This is a genomic window from Pseudomonas sp. PS02303, assembly GCF_029959925.1.
GTDB classification, from domain to species: Bacteria; Pseudomonadota; Gammaproteobacteria; order Pseudomonadales; family Pseudomonadaceae; genus Aquipseudomonas; species Aquipseudomonas mandelii.
The window spans coordinates 1-24,177 of record NZ_JASCOM010000078.1; the positions used below are offsets into that span (position 1 = coordinate 1).

General features: G+C 59.7%; 25 protein-coding genes. 15 read left to right on the forward strand and 10 right to left on the reverse strand.

Going from position 1 to position 24,177, the window contains the following annotated elements; translation table 11 throughout:
- Positions 1-84: 84 nt before the first annotated feature.
- The gene (locus tag QMX98_RS17725) at positions 85-435 is read right to left on the reverse strand and encodes a hypothetical protein (RefSeq protein WP_010458939.1); all 351 of its coding nucleotides are present in this window, start codon (positions 433-435) and stop codon (positions 85-87) included.
- A gap of 162 nt (positions 436-597) precedes the next feature.
- Between QMX98_RS17725 and QMX98_RS17730 the strand changes: the two genes are divergently transcribed.
- The 9 genes from QMX98_RS17730 (at position 598) to QMX98_RS17770 (ending at position 5,632) form a co-directional block, all read left to right on the forward strand.
- Entirely contained in the window at positions 598-846 is a 249-nt protein-coding gene (locus QMX98_RS17730) for a hypothetical protein (RefSeq protein ID WP_008154823.1), read from the forward strand.
- A gap of 22 nt (positions 847-868) precedes the next feature.
- The gene (locus QMX98_RS17735) at positions 869-1,198 is read left to right on the forward strand and encodes a DUF6388 family protein (protein WP_077748751.1); all 330 of its coding nucleotides are present in this window, start codon (positions 869-871) and stop codon (positions 1,196-1,198) included.
- Between the two features lie 35 nt (positions 1,199-1,233).
- Complete coding sequence (locus QMX98_RS17740) at positions 1,234-1,938, forward strand: YoaK family protein (protein ID WP_042932182.1); 705 nt, start codon at positions 1,234-1,236, stop codon at positions 1,936-1,938.
- Between the two features lie 222 nt (positions 1,939-2,160).
- The gene (gene tusD, locus QMX98_RS17745; RefSeq protein WP_010458929.1) at positions 2,161-2,553 is read left to right on the forward strand and encodes a sulfurtransferase complex subunit TusD; all 393 of its coding nucleotides are present in this window, start codon (positions 2,161-2,163) and stop codon (positions 2,551-2,553) included.
- A gap of 1 nt (position 2,554) precedes the next feature.
- Positions 2,555-2,917 (forward strand): sulfurtransferase complex subunit TusC, encoded by a 363-nt coding sequence (tusC, locus tag QMX98_RS17750; RefSeq protein ID WP_077748749.1) that lies wholly within the window; start codon positions 2,555-2,557, stop codon positions 2,915-2,917.
- Entirely contained in the window at positions 2,917-3,210 is a 294-nt protein-coding gene (gene tusB / locus QMX98_RS17755) for a sulfurtransferase complex subunit TusB (protein WP_282411158.1), read from the forward strand. Before tusC ends, tusB begins: the two co-directional genes overlap by 1 nt.
- Complete coding sequence (locus tag QMX98_RS17760) at positions 3,207-3,542, forward strand: TusE/DsrC/DsvC family sulfur relay protein (protein WP_010458921.1); 336 nt, start codon at positions 3,207-3,209, stop codon at positions 3,540-3,542. Before tusB ends, QMX98_RS17760 begins: the two co-directional genes overlap by 4 nt.
- Complete coding sequence (locus QMX98_RS17765; RefSeq protein WP_282411159.1) at positions 3,539-4,540, forward strand: glycosyl transferase family protein; 1,002 nt, start codon at positions 3,539-3,541, stop codon at positions 4,538-4,540. The genes QMX98_RS17760 and QMX98_RS17765 overlap by 4 nt, the downstream gene beginning before the upstream one ends.
- 90 nt (positions 4,541-4,630) lie before the next feature.
- A complete protein-coding gene (locus tag QMX98_RS17770) occupies positions 4,631-5,632 on the forward strand; it encodes a glutathione S-transferase family protein (RefSeq protein WP_282411160.1) in 1,002 nt (333 codons plus the stop codon).
- A gap of 134 nt (positions 5,633-5,766) precedes the next feature.
- Here QMX98_RS17770 and cysG read toward each other — a convergent pair whose 3' ends face one another.
- The 6 genes from cysG to QMX98_RS17800 all read right to left on the reverse strand — a co-directional run bounded on the left by cysG (position 5,767) and on the right by QMX98_RS17800 (position 13,428).
- The gene (cysG, locus tag QMX98_RS17775) at positions 5,767-7,161 is read right to left on the reverse strand and encodes a siroheme synthase CysG (protein ID WP_010458915.1); all 1,395 of its coding nucleotides are present in this window, start codon (positions 7,159-7,161) and stop codon (positions 5,767-5,769) included.
- Positions 7,162-8,442, reverse strand: a complete 1,281-nt coding sequence (serS, locus tag QMX98_RS17780) for a serine--tRNA ligase (RefSeq protein ID WP_010458913.1) — start codon at positions 8,440-8,442, stop codon at positions 7,162-7,164. It lies immediately after the preceding gene.
- 15 nt (positions 8,443-8,457) lie between these two features.
- Positions 8,458-8,832 carry a fluoride efflux transporter CrcB gene (crcB, locus tag QMX98_RS17785; protein WP_010458911.1) on the reverse strand — a complete coding sequence of 125 codons (375 nt, stop codon included), beginning with the start codon at positions 8,830-8,832 and terminating at the stop codon, positions 8,458-8,460.
- Positions 8,833-10,155 carry a replication-associated recombination protein A gene (locus QMX98_RS17790; protein WP_027925133.1) on the reverse strand — a complete coding sequence of 441 codons (1,323 nt, stop codon included), beginning with the start codon at positions 10,153-10,155 and terminating at the stop codon, positions 8,833-8,835. It lies immediately after the preceding gene.
- Between the two features lie 174 nt (positions 10,156-10,329).
- Positions 10,330-10,953 (reverse strand): outer membrane lipoprotein chaperone LolA, encoded by a 624-nt coding sequence (gene lolA / locus QMX98_RS17795; protein WP_007904916.1) that lies wholly within the window; start codon positions 10,951-10,953, stop codon positions 10,330-10,332.
- Positions 10,954-11,019: 66 nt separating this feature from the next.
- The gene (locus QMX98_RS17800) at positions 11,020-13,428 is read right to left on the reverse strand and encodes a DNA translocase FtsK (protein ID WP_010458906.1); all 2,409 of its coding nucleotides are present in this window, start codon (positions 13,426-13,428) and stop codon (positions 11,020-11,022) included.
- A gap of 307 nt (positions 13,429-13,735) precedes the next feature.
- On the opposite strand from QMX98_RS17800, the gene trxB reads away from it, so the two are divergent.
- From trxB to infA, 4 genes are all read left to right on the forward strand, one after another.
- Positions 13,736-14,695: a thioredoxin-disulfide reductase gene (gene trxB, locus QMX98_RS17805; RefSeq protein WP_010458904.1), complete on the forward strand. Its 960-nt coding sequence runs from the start codon at positions 13,736-13,738 to the stop codon at positions 14,693-14,695.
- A 63-nt stretch (positions 14,696-14,758) separates the two neighbouring features.
- Entirely contained in the window at positions 14,759-15,439 is a 681-nt protein-coding gene (aat, locus tag QMX98_RS17810) for a leucyl/phenylalanyl-tRNA--protein transferase (RefSeq protein WP_010458902.1), read from the forward strand.
- Between the two features lie 57 nt (positions 15,440-15,496).
- On the forward strand, positions 15,497-16,204 hold the full coding sequence (locus QMX98_RS17815) for an arginyltransferase (RefSeq protein WP_282411161.1): 708 nt from the start codon (positions 15,497-15,499) through the stop codon (positions 16,202-16,204).
- A 100-nt stretch (positions 16,205-16,304) separates the two neighbouring features.
- Complete coding sequence (gene infA, locus QMX98_RS17820) at positions 16,305-16,523, forward strand: translation initiation factor IF-1 (RefSeq protein ID WP_002553999.1); 219 nt, start codon at positions 16,305-16,307, stop codon at positions 16,521-16,523.
- 242 nt (positions 16,524-16,765) lie between these two features.
- On the opposite strand, the gene clpA is transcribed toward infA, so the two are convergent.
- Together clpA and clpS are read right to left on the reverse strand one after the other, a co-directional pair.
- The gene (gene clpA / locus QMX98_RS17825) at positions 16,766-19,036 is read right to left on the reverse strand and encodes an ATP-dependent Clp protease ATP-binding subunit ClpA (RefSeq protein ID WP_007946437.1); all 2,271 of its coding nucleotides are present in this window, start codon (positions 19,034-19,036) and stop codon (positions 16,766-16,768) included.
- 30 nt (positions 19,037-19,066) lie between these two features.
- Entirely contained in the window at positions 19,067-19,450 is a 384-nt protein-coding gene (gene clpS / locus QMX98_RS17830; protein WP_010458899.1) for an ATP-dependent Clp protease adapter ClpS, read from the reverse strand.
- 224 nt (positions 19,451-19,674) lie between these two features.
- Between clpS and QMX98_RS17835 the strand changes: the two genes are divergently transcribed.
- Complete coding sequence (locus QMX98_RS17835; RefSeq protein WP_042932186.1) at positions 19,675-19,956, forward strand: cold shock domain-containing protein; 282 nt, start codon at positions 19,675-19,677, stop codon at positions 19,954-19,956.
- Positions 19,957-20,030: 74 nt separating this feature from the next.
- Here QMX98_RS17835 and icd read toward each other — a convergent pair whose 3' ends face one another.
- Positions 20,031-21,287 (reverse strand): NADP-dependent isocitrate dehydrogenase, encoded by a 1,257-nt coding sequence (gene icd, locus QMX98_RS17840; RefSeq protein WP_010458895.1) that lies wholly within the window; start codon positions 21,285-21,287, stop codon positions 20,031-20,033.
- 494 nt (positions 21,288-21,781) lie between these two features.
- On the opposite strand from icd, the gene QMX98_RS17845 reads away from it, so the two are divergent.
- Positions 21,782-24,007 (forward strand): NADP-dependent isocitrate dehydrogenase, encoded by a 2,226-nt coding sequence (locus QMX98_RS17845; RefSeq protein WP_282411162.1) that lies wholly within the window; start codon positions 21,782-21,784, stop codon positions 24,005-24,007.
- Positions 24,008-24,177: the final 170 nt, after the last annotated feature.

The window sequence follows — 24,177 nt, forward strand, 5'->3', positions numbered from 1 at the left end:
CCCAACCAAAAATTTCGCGCCCCCCCCCCCCCCCCCCCCGCCCCCCCCCCCACTCCTACAGGGGATGGGGGTCAACGCCTCAGGTCAGAGGCAGGTCGCCAGCGCCGCCAGGCGGCGCTTGGCCACAAAGTCATCTTGCTGTGCGTAGTAACTCAACACGGTGCCTGACGCATCGGTGGTCACGTCGACAAAGGACTCCGCAGAACGCGTGTAAACGGTGGACCCACCCTTCTCTCCCGGCTGCAAATACGCGCCGGCATCGACACCGAACACCGCCTCGTCCTGCCAGGAAAACTGCACGCACTGGGCGACGACTTTTTCCGGCTTGTCCGATTTCAGGGTTTTGTAAGGGGCTTTGGTGCGGGCATCGTTCATCACCGAGCCGGCGCATCCCGCCAGCAACGTCACGGCCAGCGCCACCATCAGAATTCGCATTGTGTTCGCTCATCAAGAAAAAGCGGACTGTATCACCGTGGCACGGCGTATCGTTCTGCTTTACTTCATTTATACCGCGACATCGCGTGACGATTCGCGCACCCTGTCGCGCCATTAACGTCGCATCGCCCGTTTTTTCCGGGCTCATTTTCTGGAAAGGTCATGACACCCAACGCCGAGTATTACAAACCGACCGCCGAATACGCTGACAAGCTGATCAGCCAGATCGGTCAGACGCCGTCCTGGATCGCCAAGCGCATTGGCGTCACCGACAAACGAATCCGTTACATCCTCGACGGCGAACGCACCGTCAAAGGCGAAACCACGCCGATCCAGATGACCTACCCCGAGCAGTTTGCCCTCGAGTGCCTGGCGGCTGCGGCCAAGGCCAGCAAGAAGCAATCTTCGTAAACCCGGGCCTCAAGGAGCGACCATGGCGGCAACCGAACAGCAACACGAGAAAGCGCTGAAGAAGTTTCTCGATGAGCGTCCTGAGCTGCGCAATGAGCTCGACAACCTCAACCCGCTGTTGGCCCAGGCCAAAGGCGAGACCGCGGCGCAATATCGTGACGAGCGCTTGCATGAGGCCTTCGAGGCCGAAGCCGAGCGCCTGGGTCTGTTTGCCTGGGAGCTGACATTGCAATTGACCGCCGTGACGCCTGAAGACTACGATTCTCAGCGTCTTGAAGTGCACAAGGAAGTGGCCGAGATGGCCGGTATGGACTGGCTGGAGTATTGCGAACTACATGGATTGATCAAGTGACCCTGATGGTCGCTGCCTGAGGACGACTTTCGCCGATGTTGCCATCCCTCTCGACTTCTCGCGCCAGCCCGGGCCATCTTCATATCCAGAAATGGCGCGGACGCATCGGCATGGTGCTGGTGGCCGCGCTCTCGGTGCTCGCCGGCATGACTGACGCCATCGGCTTCATGGCCAGCGGCGACTTTGTCTCCTTCATGAGCGGCAACACCACCCGCCTCGCCGTGGCCATCAGCGACGGCGATCTCGGGCTGACCCTGCGCCTGCTGATTCTCGTGACCACCTTCATTGTCGGCAACGCCTTGGGCATTGTCGTCAGCCGCCTCGGTGGCCGCCGGGCGCTGCCCTTGCTGCTGGGCATCGCAATGCTGCTCTGCGGCGCCGCGGCCTGGCCTTTTGACGAACAATTGCCGGCACTGCTGGCGACAATCATCGCCATGGGCATGCTCAACGCGGCGGTGGAGGAAGTGAACGGCTTGCCGGTCGGCCTCACTTACGTCACCGGCGCCCTGTCGCGCTTCGGGCGTGGGCTGGGGCGCTGGATGCTCGGTGAGCGGCGTAATGGCTGGCGGGTTCAGTTGATTCCCTGGACGGGGATGTTTGCCGGTGCCGTGCTCGGCGCGGTGCTGGAACACCACCTTGGGCTCAAGGCGTTGTTTGTCAGCGGGTTGCTGGCGGGCGCGATTGGATTGCTGTCGCTGAAGATTCCACGGCGATGGCAGTTGGGGTATATGCCGCGTTGAGCGGGTTATCACGTTCCGCATTGATGTCGCCTGACAGGCCGCTATCGCGAGCTGGCTCGCTCCCGCAGGGTTCTGTGGTGGATTTCAGTGTCATGCACCACCAAATACCTTGCAGGAGCGAGCCTGCTCGCGATGGCCGCGACTCGGTCTACGAGTAAACCCCCTTCGCCGCACTCGCGATAAAGCTTTATCATGACCGCAGTTTTGCTGATCGAGTCCGTCATGAAGTTCGCCATCGCGCTGTTTTCCGCCGCCCATGCGCCCTCCTCGCGCCGTGCCTTGCTGTTTGCCCAGGCAGCGCTGGCCGGCGGGCATGAGATTGTCCGGCTGTTTTTCTATCAGGACGGCGTCTACAACGCCTCCGGCAGCGTGGTCACGCCGCAGGATGAGCAGGACCTGCCCAAGCAATGGCGCGCCTTTGTCACCGAGCATCAGCTGGATGGCGTCGTGTGCATTGCCGCCGCCCTGCGCCGTGGCGTGTTGAACGCAGAGGAAGCCGGACGCTATCAGCGTGACGCCGTTGCCGTGGGCGCGCCGTGGGAATTGTCCGGCCTCGGCCAGTTGCATGACGCGGTGCAAGACGCTGACCGCCTGATCTGTTTCGGAGGCGCGTGAGATGGCTAAATCCTTGTTGATTATCAGCCGCCAGGCCCCGTGGTCCGGGCCGAACGCTCGGGAAGCGCTGGACATCGTGCTGGCTGGTGGCGCGTTCGACCTGCCGATTGGCTTGCTGTTTCTCGATGACGGGGTGTTCCAGCTCGCTGCGAAACAGGACGCCAAGGCCCTGCAACAAAAAGACCTGAGCGCCAACCTGCAAGCGTTGCCGATGTTCGGTGTGGAAGACCTGTATGTCTGTGGCCACAGCGCTGCCGAACGAGGTCTGGACCTCAACGGTCGGTCGCTTGAAGAAGCCCGGGTGCTGGCCACCCAGGAAATCACCGCACTTATTGACCGTTACGACCAGGTGATCACCCTCTGATGTCGACTTTGCATGTGTTGTCTCATTCCCCGTTCGGCGATGACCGCCTGACCAGTTGCCTGCGCGTGATCGGCACAAACGACGCGTTGCTGCTGACCGGCGACGCCGTCTATGCGTTGCAACCGGGCACCGCGCCGTTCAACGCGCTGAATGCCCGCCCGTTGAACCTGTTCGTACTGGCCGAAGACGCCCAGGCCCGTGCGTTGGCGGTTCCTGACGCGGCCAAAGCCATTGATTACCCCGCCTTCGTCGAGTTGTCGATTCACTACGACAAGGTGAACAGTTGGCTATGAATTCCCTGACAGTCGGCGCACGCGCCATCGAGTTGGACAAGGACGGTTTCCTGGTCGAACTGAGTGACTGGTCGAGCGAGGTGGCCAGCGCCCTCGCCGCCGCCGAAGACATCCAGTTGAGCCCGGAGCACTGGGAAATCCTCGAATTGCTCCGCAACTTCTACGCCGAATTCCAGCTATCCCCGGCCACCCGCCCGCTGATCAAATACACCGCGTTGAAGCTCGGCCCGGAAAAAGGCAACAGCCTGCACCTCAACCGACTGTTCAAAGGCACCCCTGCCAAACTCGCCGCGAAACTGGCGGGCCTGCCCAAACCGACGAATTGCTTATGACTGACTTTCCAGCGCTGACCCTCGAAACGCCCGCCGAACACCCGTTCGCCCAGTTCGTGCGGATCCTCGGCAAAGGCAAGCGCGGTGCCCGCGACCTGACCCGGGCCGAAGCGCGTGAAGCCATGGGCATGGTGCTCGACGACAAGGTCGAGGACACCCAGCTCGGCGCGTTCCTGATGCTGTTGCGGCACAAGGAAGAAAGCGCCGAGGAAATGGCCGGTTTCACCGAAGCCCTGCGCGAACGGTTGAACCCGCCAGCCCTGGCGGTGGACCTGGACTGGCCGACGTATGCCGGCAAGAAGCGTCACCTGCCGTGGTACCTGCTGGCGGCCAAATGCCTGGCGCAAAACGGCGTGCGCATCTTCATGCACGGCGGCGGCGCCCATACGGCCGGCCGGCTCTACAGCGAACAACTGCTGGAAGGCTTGAACATCCCGTTGTGCCGCGACTGGCAACAGGTCGGCTCGGCGCTCGATAACGGAGGCCTGGCGTTTATGCCGCTGGTGGATTGGGCACCGCAGTTGCAGCGCATGATCGACCTGCGCAACACCTTGGGCCTGCGTTCGCCGATCCACTCCCTCACCCGCATTCTCAACCCGTTGGGTGCTCGCTGCGGCCTGCAAAGCATTTTCCACCCGGGTTACCAGGCGGTGCATCGCGATGCCAGCGGCTTGCTCGGCGACACCGCGATTGTGGTCAAGGGCGACGGTGGCGAAATCGAGATCAACCCGGATGCCGACAGCCACCTGTACGGCACCACCGGCGGCGAAAGCTGGGACGAGGAATGGCCGCAGTTGTCGAATCAACGCCACGTCAAACCCGCCTCGCTCGATCCTGAACATTTGAAAGCCGTTTGGCGCGGTGACGTGGTCGACAGCTACCCGCAAATGGCCTTGATCTCGACCATGGCCCTCGCATTGCGTGGCCTCGGTCAGACCCGAGAACACGCCTTCGAAACGGCGCAGCAGTATTGGGACGCTCGGGACAGATCGATTTAACCGATCATAACCCTCGAACCTTTGCGCTATTTTATCGAACCTATATGAATAGACTCCTCTCCAACGCTTATTGATTGAGGAGTCTTGAACATGGGTTTGTTAGTTGAAGGTCGCTGGCAGGACCAGTGGTACGAAAGCAGCAAGGATGGCGCGTTCCAGCGCGAACAGGCGCAACGTCGCAACTGGCTGACCGCCGACGGCAAGCCCGGCCCGACGGGCGTCGGTGGCTTTGCAGCCGAAGCTGGCCGCTATCACCTTTATGTATCCCTCGCCTGTCCGTGGGCGCATCGCACGCTGATCCTGCGCAAACTCAAAGGCCTCGAAAACCTGATCGACGTCTCGGTGGTCAGCTGGTTGATGTTGGAAAACGGCTGGACCTTCGACCAGAATCTGGGCTCGACCGGCGACAAACTCGATCATTTCAATTTCATGCACCAGCGCTACACCGCCGATACCGCCAACTACACCGGTCGCGTCACCGTGCCGGTGCTCTGGGACAAACAGCAAAACCGCATCGTCAACAATGAATCAGCGGAGATCATCCGCATGTTCAACGGCGCCTTCGATGACCTGACCGGCAATGACCTGGATTTCTACCCGGCCCCCCTGCGCGGCGAGATCGATGCGTTGAATGAGCGGATTTATCCGGCCGTGAACAACGGCGTTTATCGCGCAGGGTTTGCCACGTCACAGCAGGCGTATGAAGAAGCGTTTGATGATGTGTTTGCCGAACTGGATCGATTGGAGCAACTGCTGGGCGCCAACCGTTACCTGGTCGGCGAGTACCTGACCGAAGCGGATATTCGGCTGTTCACCACGCTGATTCGCTTTGATGCGGTGTATCACGGCCACTTCAAGTGCAACCTGCGGCGGATTGCCGATTATCCGAATCTGTCGAACTGGCTGCGGGAGATTTACCAATGGCCGGGCGTTGCCGAGACGGTGGATTTTCAGCACATCAAAAATCATTACTACGGCAGCCACAAGACCATCAACCCGACCGGGATTGTGCCGAAAGGGCCGACGCAGGATTTCACAGCAACCCATGATCGGGCGCGGTTGAACGGGAAAGGGGTTTGGCGCAGGGCCTGAGGTTTGTGCCATTTTTGAGGCCCCCAATCGCTAGCAGGCTAGCTCCCACACTGGATTTGTGTCGTTCTCAAATCCCCTGTGGAAGCTAGCCAGCCAGTGATGGGACGGGGTCGCGCTCGACCGACTCGGTCCGATCAGACTTGCGCCTGAGCCCCTTCAAACCAGGCCAGTTTCTCGCGCAATTGCACCACTTCCCCAACGATCACCAGCGTCGGCGCATGCACTTCATGCTCCGCCACCAGTCGAGGAAGATCAGCCAGCGTGCCGGTAAATACCCGCTGATTGACCGTGGTGCCCTGCTGAATCAGCGCCGCTGGGGTGTCCGCCCCGCGACCGTGCTTGATCAGTTGCTCGCAGATGATCGGCAAGCCCACCAGCCCCATGTAAAACACCAGGGTTTGTGCCGGCGCAACCAGGTCGGCCCACGGCAAGTCGGTGGAACCGTCCTTCAAGTGCCCGGTGACAAATCGCACCGACTGCGCGTAATCGCGATGGGTCAGCGGAATCCCGGCATATGCCGCGCAACCGCTCGCGGCGGTGATACCCGGCACGACCTGGAACGGGATGCCATGGGCCGCCAGTTCTTCGATCTCTTCACCGCCACGACCGAAGATGAACGGATCACCGCCCTTCAATCGCACGACCCGCTTGCCTTGCTTGGCCAGATCGACCAATTGCTGATTGATCTGGTCCTGCGGCACCGCGTGATCGGCGCGACGCTTGCCGACGTAGACCCGCTCGGCATCGCGACGGCACAGATCGAGAATCGCCGGGGCGACCAGGCGGTCGTAGAGCACCACATCGGCTTGCTGCATCAGGCGCAAGGCACGGAAGGTCAGCAAGTCGGGATCACCGGGACCCGCGCCCACCAAATACACTTCACCGGTGGCGACCGGCGCTTCGCCATTGATCTTCGCCAGCATCAGGCGTTCGGCTTCAGCACCCTGCCCGGCCAGTTGCCGGTCGGCAATCGGGCCCTGGAACACATCCTCCCAGAATGCCCGACGCTGCTGCACGTCCGGGAACAGGCGTTTGACCTGGCTGCGAAAACGCGCCGCCAGACCGGCCAGTTGACCGTAGGTGGACGGAATCCAGGTTTCCAGTTTGGCGCGGATCAGCCGCGCCAGCACCGGCGCATCGCCGCCGCTGGACACCGCAATGATCAAGGGAGAACGGTCGACGATCGCCGGGAAGATCACGCTGCACAAAGCCGGCGCATCCACCACATTGACCGGCACGCAACGCCGATGGGAATCAGCGGAAACTTGCGCGTTCAGCGGTTCGTCATCGGTGGCGGCGATGACCAGCCCGCAACCGTCCAGGTCCGCTTCAACGTAGCCCCGTAACAGGCACTCGCCGCCGCTGCCGACAACCAGCTCGCGCAGTTGCGGTTCGATTTCAGGTGCGACCACCCGCAGCAGCGCACCGGCTTCGGCCAGCAGGCGGGATTTGCGCAAGGCAATCTCCCCCCCACCAACGACCAACACACGACTGCCGCGAAGGTTATGGAACAGCGGCAGATAGTCCATTTAGCCGATGACCTCGAGGCCACCCATGTAAGGTTTCAGCACTTCAGGCACACGGATCGAACCGTCGGCTTGCTGGTAGTTTTCCAGCACCGCCACCAGGGTACGACCGACTGCCAGACCCGAACCGTTCAGGGTGTGAACCAGTTCAGGCTTGCCGGTTTCCGGGTTGCGGAAACGCGCTTGCATACGACGGGCCTGGAAGTCGCCGCAGTTGGAGCACGACGAAATCTCGCGGTACTTGTCCTGGCTCGGAATCCACACTTCAAGATCGTAAGTCTTGACTGCGCTGAAGCCCATGTCACCGGTGCACAGTGCAATCGTACGATAAGGCAGTTCCAGCAGTTGCAGGACTTTCTCGGCGTTGGCCGTCAGACCTTCCAGCGCGTCCATCGAGGTCGACGGCTCAACGATCTGGACCATCTCGACCTTGTCGAACTGGTGCTGACGGATCATCCCGCGGGTATCGCGACCCGACGCACCGGCTTCGCTGCGGAAGCACGGCGTGTGGGCGACGAACTTGATCGGCAGCAGCTTCGAATCGACGATCTCGCCGGCGACGATGTTGGTCAGCGACACTTCAGCAGTCGGGATCAGGTACAGATCGGCTTCGCCTTCGCGGCTGATCTTGAACAGGTCTTCTTCGAACTTCGGCAGCTGACCGGTGCCTTGCAGCGCCGGGGCCTGGACCAGATAAGGCGTATAGGCCTCTTCGTAACCGTGTTCGCTGGTGTGCAGGTTGATCATGAATTGCGCCAGGGCGCGATGCATACGGGCGATCGGGCCGCGCAACAGGGCGAAACGGGCGCCGGACAGCTTGGCGGCGGTTTCGAAGTCCAGCCAGCCGAACTTCTCGCCCAGGGCCACGTGGTCCTGGACCGGGAAATCGAACGCGGTCGGGGTACCCCAGCGGCGCACTTCGACGTTGCCGTCTTCGTCATCACCGATCGGCACGGATTCGTGCGGCAGGTTCGGGATGCCGAGCAGGATCGAGTCCAGATCGGTCTGGATCCCGTCCAGCTCGACTTTACCGGCACTCAATTCGTTCGCCATACGCTCGACGTCGGCCATCAACGGCGCGATGTCTTCGCCGCGCTGCTTTGCCTGGCCGATGGATTTGGAGCGCGCGTTACGTTCAGCCTGCAGTGCTTCGGTGCGGGTCTGGACGGTCTTGCGCTGTTCTTCCAGCGCTTCGATGCGCGCAACATCCAGCGTGTAGCCACGGGATGCCAGGCGGTCCGCTACGTCCTGAAGGTTGCTACGTAACAGTTTGGAATCGAGCATGTCGGTCTCTCGTTATCAAAGTTTGGTCAAGGACAGGCCAGCCCAAGTGGCGAGCAGCCCGCCGAATACGCTGATGGCAGCATAGCCCAGGGCCAGCGGCATTTGCCCGGTTTCGAGCAGGCGCACCGTATCCAGTGAAAAGGATGAAAAAGTCGTCAGCCCCCCGAGGAAGCCGACCATCAACCCGGCGCGCACCTCGATCGGCACCTCCGGGCGTAGTAAAAACAGACCGTATAGAACGCCGATCAGCAAACAGCCGACGATATTAACGGCCAGCGTCGCGGTATAGAAGTGCCGCGGCCAATTAGCGTTGACCCAATTACCGGTGGCAAAGCGCAACAGAGTCCCGGCGACACCGCCAACGGAGACCGCAATAACCAAAGGAATCACTTATTTTCTCCGCTGCCGGGGGCTTAGACGGTCAAGTTGTGCAAGGTGATTGAGCTTTTCGCCGATCTTCAGCTCCAGGCCGCGAGGCACAGGCTGATAGAACGGTTGCGGCTCGAGTTCTTCCGGGAAATAGTCTTCGCCAGCGGCATAGGCGTCCGGCTCATCGTGGGCATAACGGTATTCATCGCCGTAACCCAATTGCTTCATCAGCTTGGTCGGTGCGTTGCGCAAATGCAGCGGCACTTCCAGCGAACCGTGTTCGGTGGCGCTGCGCATGGCGGCCTTGAACCCCATGTACACCGCGTTGCTTTTCGGCGCGCAAGCCAGATAAGTTATGGCCTGGGCCACCGCCAACTCGCCTTCAGGGCTGCCGAGGCGCTCCTGCACTTCCCACGCCGCCAGGCACAGGCTCAGGGCCCGCGGGTCAGCGTTGCCGATGTCTTCGCTGGCCATGCGCACCACGCGCCGGGCCAGGTACAGCGGATCGCAACCGCCGTCGATCATCCGCGCGAACCAGTACAACGCGCCGTCGGGATTGGAGCCGCGCACCGATTTATGCAGCGCAGAAATCTGGTCGTAAAACGCTTCGCCGCCCTTGTCGAAACGCCGGCGGGTATCGCCGAGCAGACTTTGCAGCAGATCGACGCCGATCTCGCTGTTGTCTTCTGCCAGGTCCGAGGCGTTTTCCAGCAGGTTCAGCAAACGTCGGCCATCGCCATCGGCAGCCGACAGGAGCATCTGGAAGCCTTCATCGCTGAGGGTCAGCTGGCGCTTGCCCAGGCCACGCTCTTCGGTCAGCGCCCGATGCACCAGTTTGCGCAGGGCCGCTTCGTCGAGGCTTTTGAGCACGTAAACGCGTGCCCGGGAGAGCAACGCGTTGTTGAGTTCGAAGGAAGGGTTTTCCGTGGTTGCGCCGATGAAAATCAGCGTGCCGTCTTCAACGTATGGCAGGAATGCATCCTGCTGCGACTTGTTGAAGCGATGCACTTCATCGACGAACAGGATGGTGCGCTTGCCGTACTGGCCGGCCTGCTGCTTGGCGATTTCCACTGCCTGACGGATTTCCTTCACGCCAGCCAGTACCGCCGAGACCGTTTCAAAGTGCGCATCCGAGACTTCCGCGAGCAACCGCGCCAGGGTGGTTTTGCCCACGCCCGGCGGGCCCCAGAAAATCATCGAGTGCAGGGCACCCTGCTCCAGGGCTTCGCGCAAAGGCTTGCCGCGAGCCAGCAGGTGTTCCTGACCGACGTACTCGTCCAGATTGGCTGCGCGCAAGCGGGCGGCCAAGGGTTGAGCGATCGGGGCACTGCGAAACAGGTCCATCACGTGCGGTTGAAACCTCGCTTTATTACGCAGTTCTCAAGTCTGGCGAAATCCTGTGGCGAAGGAGCTTGCTCCCGCTGGACTGCGCAGCAGTCCCATTTCGGGGGGCGCTTCGCGCCCCAAGCGGGAGCAAGCTCCCTCGCCACACAAGCCAGCTCCAACAGGTTTTGCGTCTTACTCTTGAATGACGTCGGCACCCTTGGGAATGTCGAACTTGAACTTGGACGCCGGGATCGGCTCGTTGGCCTTCACGCCGGTGAACAGGATATTGGTACGCTGACCGACGCTGTCGATCAGTTGCATGTCATTGACCAGGCCATTGCGGAACGACAGGCGCAGGCTGTCGAACAGGGTGTCCTTGGTTTTAGGTTTCAAGGTGAAGTCGATCACGCCGCCGGCTTCCTTGGCGCTGATGTCAAAGCTCTGGCTGATCTTGGACACGTCGCCGGACAGCAGCAGCGCAGGTGTCTGGGTCAGGCGCTGGTCAAGGGTCTTGATGGTGACCTGTTCCAGGTCCGGGTCCCAAAGGGACACCTTCTTGCCATCGGAAACCATCAATTGCTCTTGCGGTGCGTCGGTATGCCAGTAGAACAGGCCAGGACGCTGCAGGGACATTTGCCCGGCCGTTTCCTGCAACTGGGTGCCGCTGCCATCCAGCGTCAGCTGTGAGAAGCGCGCAGTCAGGGTCTGGGATTTTTCCAGCAGTTGGGTCAGACGCGCCACGTCCTTGTCATCGGCGTGGGCCGAGAGCGTGGTCAAAGCCAGTACCGGCAGCAACAGCATGCGGATAAGACGCATGGGAGTCCTCATAACATTCGTGGGAGTTCGGGTGGCGCATCACTGCGCCATCCTTTCAAAATCAAATCAGTCGCGTACCGGGCCAGGCGCCAGGACTTCACGCGAACCGTTGGTATTCATGGACGTCACGACCCCGGCCATTTCCATGGCTTCGATCATGCGTGCGGCGCGGTTGTAGCCGATTTTCAGCTTGCGCTGAACCGCAGAGATGGACGCACGACGGCTTTCCAGGACGAACTGCACCGCTTCGTCGTAAAGCGCATCGGATTCACTGTCTTCGTCGCCACCGCCACTGCCACCGTCGAAACCGCTACCGGCCTCCTCAACACCGGCCAGGATCTCGTCGTTGTATTCCGGTGCACCGCGCAGTTTCCAGGCCTCAACCACCCGGTGAACCTCGTCATCGGACACGAACGCACCATGGACACGGATCGGCAGGCTGGTGCCCGGCGGCATGTAGAGCATGTCACCGTGGCCCAGCAGTTGCTCGGCACCGCCCTGGTCGATGATCGTCCGGGAGTCGATCTTGCTCGACACCTGGAACGCCATGCGCGTCGGGATGTTGGCCTTGATCAGACCGGTGATCACGTCAACCGACGGACGCTGGGTCGCGAGGATCAAGTGGATACCGGCCGCACGGGCCTTCTGAGCGATACGGGCGATCAGTTCTTCAACCTTCTTGCCGACGATCATCATCATGTCGGCGAATTCGTCGACGACAACGACGATGGTCGGCAGTTTGGTCAGCAGCGGCGCTTCGTCATGAATGCTTTCGCGTTTGTACAACGGATCGGTCAGCGGCGTGCCCGCGTCCTGAGCTTCCTTGACCTTGGCGTTGAAGCCCGACAGGTTTCGTACGCCCATCTTCGCCATCAGTTTGTAGCGACGCTCCATCTCCGCCACGCTCCAGCGCAAGGCGTTGGCCGCGTCCTTCATGTCGGTCACGACCGGGCACAGCAGGTGCGGAATGCCTTCGTAGATCGACAGCTCGAGCATTTTCGGGTCGATCATGATCAGCTTGGCGTCTTCCGGGCCGGACTTGAACAGGATCGACAGGATCATCGCGTTCACACCCACCGACTTACCGGAACCGGTCGTACCGGCCACCAACAAGTGCGGCATTTTCGCCAGGTCAGTGATGACCGGCTTGCCGCCGATGTCGTGGCCCAGGGCCAGGGTGACCGGCGACTTGAAGTTGTCGTACTCAGGGGTCGACAGCACTTCGGAGAAACGCACGATCTGGCGGTCCTCGTTGGGAATCTCGATACCGACGGTGGTCTTGCCCGGAATCACTTCCACCACACGAACGCTGGTCACGGCCAGGGATCGCGCCAAGTCTTTCGCCAGGTTGGAGATGCGGCTGACTTTGACGCCGGCGGCCGGCTGGATTTCGTAACGGGTAATGACCGGGCCCGGATGGATCGAATCCACCGAGACTTCGACGCCGAATTCCTTGAGCTTGATTTCCAGCAAGTGGCCGACGGCGGCCAGCGATTCTGGAGAGTAATTGAGTTGTTTCTTTTCGGCCGGGTCGAGAATCGAGATCGGCGGCAAGGTGCCTTCGACGGCGCTGTCAACGAACAACGGCGCCTGCTTCTCTTTCTCGACGCGCTTGCTCGGCGCTGCCGGCTTGGGCGGCGCAGGTGCGATGACAGGCGGCACCTGCTTCTCGCGGTCCGACATGTGCTTGCTCAGGGCCTGCTCACGCTCGATGAGGCGTTCCTTGACCTTGGCTTGCTCGCGTTTGTCCGTAACCGTCGGGGCGACCACGTCATGCACGCGATCATCGACTTCACGCAGCTGCGCCACCAGTTGTTTGCGCTCGACACGGGCGCTCCACCAGCGATTGGCCGCGCCCTGGAACAGTTCGAAAAGGTCGAGGGTGATCTTGCCGGTAACGTCCATCACCTTGAACCACGACAGGTCAGTGAATACCGTCAGGCCGAACAGGAACAGCGCGATGAACAAGAGCGTGCTGCCCTGGATGTTCAGCGCGTTCCTGGCCAGGTCGCCAAGACTTTCGCCCAACGCGCCGCCCGCACCGGCCGGCAGACCGGTCGCCGCATGGAAATGGATATGCGCGAGTGCCGCGCCCGACAGCACCAGAAACACCAGGCCGATCAGGCGCCAGGAGAACAGCCAGCCGCTCCACTGCCACTGTTCGTGGCGCTGACGGAAGATCTGATAGGCCTTGATCGCCAGCAACAACGGGAAGATGTAGGCGAAGTAACCCAGCACCATGAACAGGATATCGGCGCTGTAGGAGCCGACCGGCCCGCCGAAGTTCTGTACGTCGTCGATCTTGCTGTTATGGCTCCAGCCCGGATCGTCCTTGCCATAGGTCAACAAGGCCATCATCAGGAACAGGCACAGGCCACCGATGGCGATCAATGCACCTTCCTTGAGCCGGTAGTGCAAGTGCTGGCGCCAGAGTGGAACGACGACTGTTTTGGGTGCTGCGGTGGATTTCTTCAAAACGCTTCTTTTCCTGCGCCCATGGCGCGTCCATCTGTTGAATGACTATAAAAAACTGCCCAATCCAGGCAGGTAAAAAAGTTAACACGCGCAACTGGGACTACTTTTAACATTGCACCCCGGTTTTTATAAACACGGTACGCACAGCTTATTTTGTTTCAATCACTGTTACAGACGGCATTGTACGGGTTTGTTCGCCCGATGCCATGCTTGAAGCCCTTCGGTGTAGCATAGCCAAAAGCACGTTACGCGCGTTTCAATTTGAGCATGCATTCTCTTTTGTGACAAAGGCTTATGAGGTGTTTTTATGAGCGAACCGAAGCATTCCCGCCTGATCATTCTGGGTTCCGGCCCTGCCGGATACAGCGCAGCCGTTTATGCCGCCCGCGCCAACCTCAAACCCGTTGTCATTACCGGCATACAGGCAGGTGGCCAGCTGACCACGACCGTCGAAGTCGATAACTGGCCCGGCGACGTTGAAGGCCTCACCGGCCCGGTGCTCATGGAACGCATGCAAAAACACGCCGAGCGCTTTGCCACCGAGATCGTTTACGACCACATCCACACCGCCAAGTTGCAACAACGCCCGTTCGAGCTCATCGGCGACAGCGGCACATACACCTGCGACGCGCTGATTATCGCGACCGGCGCCTCGGCGCAATATCTGGGGCTGCCTTCGGAAGAGGCCTTTGCCGGCCGAGGGGTTTCGGCCTGCGCCACGTGCGACGGATTTTTTTATCGCAACCAAGTGGTCGCGGTGGTCGGCGGCGGCAACACAGCGGTTGAAGAAGCACTGTACTTGTCGAACATCGCCAAGGAAGTCCACCTGATTCACCGGCGCGACAAGTTGCGCTCGGAGAAGATTCTCCAGGACAAACTCTTCGAAAAAGCCGCCAACGGCAATATCCGCCTGCACTGGAACCAGAATCTCGATGAAGTGCTGGGTGATGCCAGTGGCGTGACCGGCGCCCGCCTGCGCGACAGCCACACAGGCGAAACCCGTGAATTGCCACTGGCCGGCGTGTTCATCGCGATCGGCCACAAGCCCAACACTGACCTGTTCGAGGGCCAGTTGAAAATGCGCGACGGCTATCTGCTGGTCAAGGGCGGCAGCGATGGCGATGCCACAGCTACCCAGATCCCGGGCGTGTTCGCCGCCGGCGACGTGGCCGATCACGTCTACCGACAGGCCGTAACCTCCGCCGGGGCCGGCTGCATGGCCGCGCTGGACGCCGAGAAATACCTCGACGACATTCCCACCGTTTGACGGCACACTTCACGGCGGGCCGCCAGCCCGTCACCGCCCTCCCCTTCTGCAAGCCCGGATGCCATGCTGACTTGGTTACAACGCAACACCCTGACGTTCCCGCCGCTGGAAAAAGCCATGCGCGACCCCAACGGGTTGCTGGCCGCGGGTGGAGATCTGTCCGCCGATCGTCTGATTCAGGCTTATCGCCACGGCTGCTTTCCATGGTTCTCGGAAGGCCAGCCGATCCTTTGGTGGTCGCCGGATCCGCGCACCGTCTTATTTCCCGACGAACTGCATGTCTCGCGCAGCCTGAATAAATTGCTGCGCCAGCAACGCTATCAAGTGACCTTCGATCAGGACTTTGCCTCGGTGATCAGCGCCTGCGCCGCGCCTCGGGACTACGCCGACGGCACCTGGATCACTGACGCGATGCAGACGGCTTATCTCGAGCTGCATCGACGTGGCTACGCGCATTCCGTGGAGGTTTGGGATGATGGCGTGCTGGTCGGCGGGCTCTATGGCCTGGCGATGGGTCAGCTGTTTTTCGGCGAATCCATGTTCAGCCGCGCCGACAACGCCTCGAAATATGGCTTTGCCACGCTGGTGCGACATCTGAAAGACTCAGGCTTTGTGCTGATCGACTGCCAGATGCCGACCGACCATCTGCACAGCCTCGGCGCCCGAGCGATTCCTCGGCGCGATTTCGCCAACTTCCTCGCACAACATCTGGATCAACCCAGCCGTGCAACCTGGGTTTGCTGAGCGACTTTTGCCCGTGTGGCTTACACTTAATCCAAAGCTTATTCCCGAGGGTTGATCATGACCGAGTTGGCGCGTTTGAAGTTTTATGCCACTCAGCCCCACTCTTGCAGCTATCTGCCCGAGGAGCAGGCCACGACCCTGTTTCTCGACCCTAGCCAGCCCATGGATGTGCATGTCTACGCAGACCTGTCTGAAATGGGTTTTCGTCGCAGCGGCGATCATCTCTACCGGCCTCATTGCCAGAATTGCAATGCCTGCGTCCCGGCGCGCATCCCTGTGGCGCAATTTTCGCCCAACCGTCAGCAGAAGCGCATTTTCAAACGTAACGCCGGCCTGCAAGTGCGCCCGGCCCGGCCTAAATTCAGCGAAGAGTATTTCGATCTCTATCAGCGCTACATCGAACAACGTCACGCCGATGGCGACATGTACCCACCGAGTCGCGACCAGTTTTCGACGTTCCTGGTGCGCGACCTGCCATTCTCCCGATTCTACGAATTTCGTCTCGAAGGCCGGCTCCTGGCAGTGGCCGTTACCGACTTGCTGCCGAACGGTCTGTCGGCGGTCTACACCTTCTACGAACCCGATGAAGAACGTCGCAGCCTGGGTCGCTACGCGATCCTCTGGCAAATCGCCGAGGCCCGGCGCCTTGGACTGGAAGCGGTCTACCTCGGCTACTGGATCAAAAACTGCAAAAAGATGAGCTACAAGACGCAATATCGACCTATCGAACTGCTGATTAATCAGCGCTGGGTCATCCTGAACTAGAACCCCTTGGCTTAAACCCCATTTTTCGGGCACAATGCACGCCGCTTTTGCCTGGCGCAGTTGCACCGGGCCATTCATTGGACACCGAGGGCTTTACTGCATGTCGAAAGAAGACAGCTTCGAAATGGAAGGCACTGTCGTCGACACCCTGCCCAACACCATGTTTCGTGTGGAGTTGGAAAATGGGCACGTCGTAACCGCGCATATCTCCGGCAAGATGCGCAAGAACTACATTCGTATTCTTACCGGTGACAAAGTGCGCGTCGAGCTGACGCCCTATGACTTGAGCAAAGGGCGTATCACTTACCGCGCTCGCTAATCAAGTCAATACAAAACGCCCGGTTTATGCCGGGCGTTTTTGTTTGTCTGCGATTTGATGGATCAACACCATCCCCCAGTGGGAGCGAGCCTGCTCGCGATAGCGGCATTGCATTCAACATCAATGCAAGCTGACCCGCCGCCATCGCGAGCAGGCTCCCACAGGACGAGGTGTCAGGCGTTCAAATTCGGCGAACAGCAAAAAGGCGCCTCTCGGCGCCTTTTGCTTTGTCGCGGTTAACGTCAGGCCATTTCGGCCGTGGTTTCGAACTCGAAGGTCAGCTCGCCGTCCTTGAGGTCGATGTGCACCACGCCACCATGGTCGGCCAGTTCGCCAAAGAGGATCTCTTCCGCCAGCGGACGCTTGATCTTGTCCTGGATCAAACGCGCCATTGGTCGAGCACCCATTGCCGAGTCGTAGCCACCTGCTGCCAGCCAGCTTCGCGCAGCATCGGTCACTTCCAGCTGCACGCGCTTGTCTTCCAGCTGCGCCTGAAGCTCGGTAAGGAACTTGTCCACCACGCTTTTGATGACCTCATGGCTGAGGCGACCAAACTGGATAATGGTGTCCAGACGGTTGCGGAACTCCGGCGTGAAGCTCTTCTTGATCACTTCCATCGCATCGGACGAGTGGTCCTGATGGGTGAAACCGATCGAAGCACGCGCTGCTGTTTCGGCACCGGCGTTGGTCGTCATGATGACGATCACGTTACGGAAATCCGCCTTGCGCCCGTTGTTATCGGTCAGCGTACCGTGGTCCATCACCTGCAACAGCAGGTTGAAGACTTCCGGATGCGCCTTCTCGATCTCATCGAGCAACAGCACGCAGTGAGGCTGCTTGGTGATGGCTTCGGTCAGCAGACCGCCCTGATCGAACCCGACATAACCTGGAGGCGCACCGATCAGACGCGATACGGTGTGGCGCTCCATGTACTCGGACATGTCGAAACGAACCAGCTCAATGCCCAACGCCTTGGCCAGCTGACGCGCCGCTTCGGTTTTACCGACGCCGGTCGGTCCTGCGAACAGGAACGAACCGACTGGCTTGTCAGGCGACTTGAGGCCAGCACGGGACAGTTTGATCGCGGTCGACAGCGAGTCGATCGCGGCATCCTGGCCAAATACCGTCAGCTTCAGGTCACGCTCAAGGTTGCGCAGCAGCTCTTTGTCGGAGCTGGTGACGTGCTTAGGCGGAATCCGCGCGATTTTCGCGACGATGTCCTCGACCTGAGGCACCTCGATGCGTTTCACGCGCTTCTCGATCGGCTGCAGACGCTGATAGGCGCCCGCCTCGTCGATGACGTCGATGGCCTTGTCCGGCATGTGCCGGTCATTGATGTAGCGCGACGCCAGTTCAGCGGCGGCACGCAACGCCTCATCGCTGTATTCGATGTTGTGGTGCGCTTCAAAACGCCCTTTCAGGCCGCGCAGGATACCGATGGTGTCTTCAACCGAAGGCTCCGACACATCGACCTTCTGGAAGCGCCGGGCCAAGGCACGGTCCTTCTCGAAGATCCCGCGGAATTCCTGGAACGTGGTTGAGCCGATGCAACGGATATCGCCCGACGACAGCAGCGGTTTGAGCAGGTTCGAGGCATCCATGACGCCACCGGACGCGGCACCCGCACCAATGATGGTGTGGATCTCGTCGATGAACAGGATCGCCTGCGGACGTTTTTTCAGCTCATTGAGCAGCGCCTTGAAGCGCTTCTCGAAATCGCCACGGTATTTGGTCCCGGCCAGCAAGGCCCCCAGATCGAGGGAATAGACCACGCTGTTGGCCAGCAAGTCCGGCACCTGGTTGTCGACAATGCGTTTAGCCAGGCCTTCGGCAATCGCGGTTTTACCCACGCCCGCCTCGCCCACCAGCAGCGGGTTGTTTTTGCGACGACGCGCCAGGATCTGCGCGACACGCTCGACTTCCAGCTCACGGCCTACCAACGGATCGATACGACCCTGGCGCGCGAGTTCGTTGAGGTTGCTGGCATAAGCATCCAGAGGATTGCCTGAAGAAGAAGACTCACCGCCCTCGTCGTCCTGCATATCTTGCTCACCTTCAGAGTGATCGCCATGCCCCGGCACTTTGGAAATGCCATGGGCGATGTAGTTGACGACATCAATGCGCGCAACGCTCTGCTGTTTCAGCAGGAACACTGCCTGACTCTCTTGCTCACTGAAGATGGCGACCAGCACGTTAGCGCCAGTCACTTCGCGTTTGCCCGAGCTCTGTACGTGGAAAACAGCACGTTGCAGGACACGCTGGAAGCCCAGGGTTGGCTGGGTTTCGCGATCTTCGTCATGGACGGGGATCAAGGGCGTGGTGGAGTCGATGAACTCCTGCAGATCGTGCTTGAGTTTGTCGAGGTTTGCGCCGCAGGCACGCAAAACGGTGGCGGCAGCCTCATTGTCCAATAGGGCCAGCAGGAGGTGTTCGACGGTCATGAATTCATGACGCTTCGATCTAGCCTCCTTGAAGGCAAGATTGAGGGTGACTTCGAGCTCGCGGTTTAACATAGCTTCACCTCATACCCAAGTGGTCGGCGATTAACCGTCCTTCTCGATTTCACAGAGTAGCGGATGCTGGCTTTCCCTGGCGTACTGGTTGACCTGCATGGCCTTAGTCTCGGCGATGTCGCGGGTAAACACTCCACATACTGCCCGTCCTTCTGTGTGGACGGCCAGCATGACCTTGGTCGCCAGCTCCCGATTCAGGTTAAAAAACACCTCGAGCACTTCGACGACGAAATCCATCGGTGTGTAGTCATCGTTGAACAAAACCACCTTGTACATCGGCGGCGCCTGTAATGCAGGCTTTGCCTCCTGAACAGCAATGCCTGCGGAATCGTCGTCGTGGGGCTCCGGGTGATCTTTTTGGAGAGCCGGGCGATCCTGATTGAATGTTAGTCGAATCTGGCTGATTGCATGCATGGAAAGAAAGGTTCGTCAGTTGTTCAAATACAGTGGTGGGGGCGGCTATGGACGATTTCAACTCCGACCGCCCGGTCACCTTGACTATCGGCAAAACGGTGTTACAACCAATAGAGCCCACAGTGGGTAAAAAAGGTCCGCGGAGTCAATCTTATTTCGAGATTCGACTGCGGATGTACTGGATGATACTCCAGTGATGGAGTCTGTTGCAGAGGGATATGGGTATGTCAGTCGGCAAGGTGAAATGGTTCAACAATGCCAAGGGGTTCGGTTTCATTAACACCGACGCCAGAGAAGGTCGTGACGAAGATGGAAAAGATATCGACTTCTTTGCCCACTACTCGGCCATTGAGATGGACGGATATAAAACCCTCAAGGCCGGGCAAATCGTGAGTTTCCAGATTGTTCAGGGCCCCAAGGGGCTGCATGCCGTCGAAATCAAGGCTGCGACAACCGAAAATGAACAGACTGCCGCTGTCACCCCGCAGGAAACAGTAACGAGCTGACGCATCATTCAGTCATAAAAAAACCGCCCGACTCAATCACTGAATCGGGCGGTTTTTGTTATGCGGGAACTCGCTTACATATGCGAGATGAGCGCATCACCAAACGCAGAAGAAGACAGCAGTTTCGCGCCTTCCATCAGACGATGGAAATCATAGGTCACGGTTTTGGCGGAAATCGCGCCGTTGGTGCCCTTGATGATCAGGTCTGCCGCTTCGGTCCAACCCATGTGGCGCAGCATCATCTCTGCGGACAGGATCAGGGAACCCGGGTTGACCTGGTCCTTGCCGGCGTATTTCGGCGCAGTACCGTGGGTCGCTTCGAACATGGCAATGGTGTCGGACAGGTTGGCGCCCGGTGCAATACCGATACCGCCCACTTCCGCCGCCAGGGCGTCAGAGAGATAGTCGCCGTTCAGGTTCAGGGTCGCGATCACATCGTATTCGGCCGGGCGCAGCAGGATCTGCTGGAGCATGGCGTCGGCGATGGCGTCCTTGACGATGACGTTCTTGCCGGTTTTCGGGTTCTTGAACTGCATCCACGGACCGCCGTCGAGCAGGGTCGCACCGAACTCTTCAGCGGCCACTTCGTAGGCCCATTCCTTGAAGGCACCTTCGGTGAACTTCATGATGTTGCCTTTGTGCACGATGGTCAGCGAGTCGCGGTCGTTGTCGACCACATACTGCAACGCCTTGCGCGCCAGACGCTTGGTGCCTTGCAGGGAAACCGGCTTGATGCCGATACCGCAGTTTTCGTCGAAACGGATCTTGGTGACGCCCATTTCATCTTTGAGGAACTTGATGACCTTGGTCGCTTCCGGCGAACCGGCTTTCCATTCGATACCGGCGTAGATGTCTTCCGAGTTCTCACGGAAGATCGTCATATCGACATCGCCTGGCTTCTTGACCGGGCTAGGCACGCCTTCGAACCAGCGCACCGGGCGCAGGCATACATAAAGGTCGAGTTGCTGACGCAGGGCCACGTTCAGGGAACGGATACCGCCACCGACCGGGGTGGTCAGAGGGCCCTTGATGGAAACCACGTAATCCTTGACTGCGTCCAGGGTTTCCTGGGGAAGCCAGGTGTCCTGATCGTAAACCTGAGTCGCTTTCTCCCCGGCATAGACTTCCATCCAGGAAATTTTTCGCTCGCCGCCGTAAGCCTTCTTAACAGCAGCATCGACAACCTTGATCATGACCGGGCTGATATCAACGCCAATACCATCACCTTCGATGAAGGGGATGATCGGGTTGTTAGGAACATTGAGAGAATGGTCCGCGTTGACGGTGATTTTGTCGCCGACTGCTGGAACCTGAATCTTCTTGTATCCCATGCTGAACTCCATTGTTTGGATTGAACATCTGGCTTCGTTCGAGCGTACCCCAGTTAAATCGGCACGCAAACCCTATGTTCCATCCATCTGCCGCAAAGCTGCACAGTTCGCGACGTACAAGCCTGAAAGCAAAGGGAAAAGCGCCAAACTCAAGCACGGTGCAAGACTCTACGCCCCCCTCGCCCCTGCGACCTTTAGACCAATGGACGAGAATCGTTGCATATGAACCATCGGCAGATTGCCAGCTACCTATGTATAATGCCGCCCGCTGACCGCAGAGTCACGATGGCCGACCTCTCTACTACGAGGCTTGGGGCCTGAAAAAGCAGGGTTGTTACCGCAACCCACCCGCTTGACGCTCGACCGATGCACCCAACATCACCGCAAAGAAACCTCGACATTCGGCTCATGGATGACTTTGAACGAACGCGCTTACCCGGCGCCCCTCGAGTTTCTGCGCACGCTTTAGCAAAGAAGAGAGAGTTAATCCGAATATGCCCACCCGCTCGAAGATCATCTATACCTTCACCGACGAAGCTCCCGCCCTCGCCACCTATTCACTGTTGCCTATCGTAGAAGCGTTCACCGCTTCGGCTGATATCGCCGTGGAAACCCGCGATATCTCTCTTGCAGGGCGCATCCTGGCCAGCTTCCCCGAGCAATTGGGTGACAAAGCCGTAGCCGACCACCTCGCCGAACTGGGCGATCTGGCCGTTACGCCTGAAGCCAACATCATCAAGCTGCCGAACATCAGCGCCTCGGTTCCGCAACTGCAAGCCGCAATCAAAGAGCTGCAAGCCCAGGGCTTCGCCCTGCCGGACTACCCGGAAACCGTGACCACCGACGCCGACAAGCTCGCCAAGTCGCGTTACGACAAGATCAAGGGCAGCGCCGTGAACCCGGTTCTGCGCGAAGGCAACTCTGATCGTCGTGCACCGCTGTCGGTCAAGAACTATGCACGCAAGCACCCGCACAAAATGGGCGCCTGGGCTGCGGACTCCAAGTCCCATGTCGCACACATGAGCACCGGTGATTTCTACGGCAGCGAAAAAGCCGCCCTGATCGACGCCGCTGATGCCGTCAAAATCGAACTGATCGCTCAAGACGGCACCACCACCGTCCTGAAAGAAAAAACCACCGTGCAAGCCGGTGAGATCCTCGATTGCGCGGTCATGAGCAAAAACGCTCTGCGCAGCTTCATCGCTGCCGAGATCGAGGACGCCAAGCAAAAAGGCGTGCTGCTGTCGGTTCACTTGAAAGCCACCATGATGAAGGTCTCCGACCCGATCATGTTCGGCCAGATCGTTGCCGAGTTCTATAAAGACGCACTGGCCAAGCACGCTGACGTGCTGGCACAGATCGGTTTCAACCTGAACAACGGCATCGGCGACCTGTACGCTCGCATCAAGGCCTTGCCGGCCGAGCAACAAGCGCAGATCGAAGCGGACATCCAGGCGGTCTACGCCGTTCGTCCGTCGTTGGCCATGGTCAACTCCGACAAAGGCATCACCAACCTGCACGTGCCGAGCGACGTGATCGTCGACGCCTCGATGCCGGCGATGATCCGTGACTCCGGCAAAATGTGGGGCACTGACGGTCAGCTGCACGACACCAAGGCGGTGATCCCGGATCGCTGCTACGCCACCATCTACCAGGCGGTGATCGAAGACTGCAAGCTGCACGGCGCTTTCGATCCGACCACCATGGGCAGCGTGCCAAACGTTGGCCTGATGGCGAAAAAAGCCGAAGAGTACGGTTCCCACGACAAGACGTTCCAGATCAAGGCCAACGGCGTGGTTCGGGTTTCCGACAGCGCTTGCCGCACCCTGCTGGAGCAGTCGGTTGAAGCCGGCGACATCTTCCGCATGTGCCAGACCAAAGACGCGCCGATCCAGGATTGGGTCAAACTGGCCGTCAACCGTGCCCGTGCAAGCGCAACCCCGGCTATTTTCTGGCTGGACCCGATGCGCGCCCACGACGGTGTAGTGATCGAGAAAGTTCAGGCCTACCTGAAGGATCACGACACCTCCGGCCTGGACATCCGCATCATGTCGCCAGTCGACGCGATGGCCTTCACCCTGGGCCGTACCCGCGAAGGCAAGGACACCATCTCGGTGACCGGCAACGTACTGCGCGACTACCTGACCGACCTGTTCCCGATCATGGAACTGGGCACCAGCGCCAAGATGCTGTCGATCGTTCCGCTGATGAATGGCGGCGGTCTGTTCGAAACCGGCGCCGGCGGTTCGGCACCGAAGCACGTTCAACAGCTGCTGGAAGAGAACTTCCTGCGCTGGGATTCCCTGGGCGAGTTCCTGGCCCTGGCCGCTTCCCTTGAGCATCTGGGTGTTACTTACAACAACCCGAAAGCGCTGGTGCTGGCCAAGACCCTGGATCAGGCCACTGGCCAGTTCCTGGACAACAACAAGTCGCCATCGCGCAAAGTCGGCAATATCGACAACCGCGGCAGCCACTTCTACCTGGCGCTGTACTGGGCCCAGGCCCTGGCCGCCCAGACCGAAGACGCTGCACTGCAAGCGCAGTTCGGCGAACTGGCCAAGACCCTGGCCGAGAACGAAGCAACCATCGTTGCCGAGCTCAACGCCGTTCAGGGCAAGCCAGTGGACATCGGCGGTTACTACCACGCTAATGCCGAGCTGATCAGCAAGGCCATGCGCCCAAGCAACACCTTCAACGCCGCGATCGCTGCGTTGGTTTAAGGTTGTAAGGATGCAAAGAAGCCCCGGCCCAGTGCCGGGGTTTCTGTTTGTGCCCCACACTTTTCATCTATGAAATACGCACCAATGTGGGAGCGAGCCTGCTCGCGATAGCGATATATCATTCAACATTGATGTCGACTGACCCACCGTCATCGCGAGCAGGCTCGCTC

Coding starts and splice junctions, on each gene's coding strand:
- QMX98_RS17725 (WP_010458939.1), bottom strand. CDS start 435: ATGCGAATTCTGATGGTGGCGCTGGCCGTGACGTTGCTGGCGGGATGC.
- QMX98_RS17730 (WP_008154823.1), top strand. CDS start 598: ATGACACCCAACGCCGAGTATTACAAACCGACCGCCGAATACGCTGAC.
- QMX98_RS17735 (WP_077748751.1), top strand. CDS start 869: ATGGCGGCAACCGAACAGCAACACGAGAAAGCGCTGAAGAAGTTTCTC.
- QMX98_RS17740 (WP_042932182.1), top strand. CDS start 1,234: ATGTTGCCATCCCTCTCGACTTCTCGCGCCAGCCCGGGCCATCTTCAT.
- tusD (WP_010458929.1), top strand. CDS start 2,161: ATGAAGTTCGCCATCGCGCTGTTTTCCGCCGCCCATGCGCCCTCCTCG.
- tusC (WP_077748749.1), top strand. CDS start 2,555: ATGGCTAAATCCTTGTTGATTATCAGCCGCCAGGCCCCGTGGTCCGGG.
- tusB (WP_282411158.1), top strand. CDS start 2,917: ATGTCGACTTTGCATGTGTTGTCTCATTCCCCGTTCGGCGATGACCGC.
- QMX98_RS17760 (WP_010458921.1), top strand. CDS start 3,207: ATGAATTCCCTGACAGTCGGCGCACGCGCCATCGAGTTGGACAAGGAC.
- QMX98_RS17765 (WP_282411159.1), top strand. CDS start 3,539: ATGACTGACTTTCCAGCGCTGACCCTCGAAACGCCCGCCGAACACCCG.
- QMX98_RS17770 (WP_282411160.1), top strand. CDS start 4,631: ATGGGTTTGTTAGTTGAAGGTCGCTGGCAGGACCAGTGGTACGAAAGC.
- cysG (WP_010458915.1), bottom strand. CDS start 7,161: ATGGACTATCTGCCGCTGTTCCATAACCTTCGCGGCAGTCGTGTGTTG.
- serS (WP_010458913.1), bottom strand. CDS start 8,442: ATGCTCGATTCCAAACTGTTACGTAGCAACCTTCAGGACGTAGCGGAC.
- QMX98_RS17790 (WP_027925133.1), bottom strand. CDS start 10,155: ATGGACCTGTTTCGCAGTGCCCCGATCGCTCAACCCTTGGCCGCCCGC.
- lolA (WP_007904916.1), bottom strand. CDS start 10,953: ATGCGTCTTATCCGCATGCTGTTGCTGCCGGTACTGGCTTTGACCACG.
- trxB (WP_010458904.1), top strand. CDS start 13,736: ATGAGCGAACCGAAGCATTCCCGCCTGATCATTCTGGGTTCCGGCCCT.
- aat (WP_010458902.1), top strand. CDS start 14,759: ATGCTGACTTGGTTACAACGCAACACCCTGACGTTCCCGCCGCTGGAA.
- QMX98_RS17815 (WP_282411161.1), top strand. CDS start 15,497: ATGACCGAGTTGGCGCGTTTGAAGTTTTATGCCACTCAGCCCCACTCT.
- infA (WP_002553999.1), top strand. CDS start 16,305: ATGTCGAAAGAAGACAGCTTCGAAATGGAAGGCACTGTCGTCGACACC.
- clpA (WP_007946437.1), bottom strand. CDS start 19,036: ATGTTAAACCGCGAGCTCGAAGTCACCCTCAATCTTGCCTTCAAGGAG.
- clpS (WP_010458899.1), bottom strand. CDS start 19,450: ATGCATGCAATCAGCCAGATTCGACTAACATTCAATCAGGATCGCCCG.
- QMX98_RS17835 (WP_042932186.1), top strand. CDS start 19,675: ATGTCAGTCGGCAAGGTGAAATGGTTCAACAATGCCAAGGGGTTCGGT.
- icd (WP_010458895.1), bottom strand. CDS start 21,287: ATGGGATACAAGAAGATTCAGGTTCCAGCAGTCGGCGACAAAATCACC.
- QMX98_RS17845 (WP_282411162.1), top strand. CDS start 21,782: ATGCCCACCCGCTCGAAGATCATCTATACCTTCACCGACGAAGCTCCC.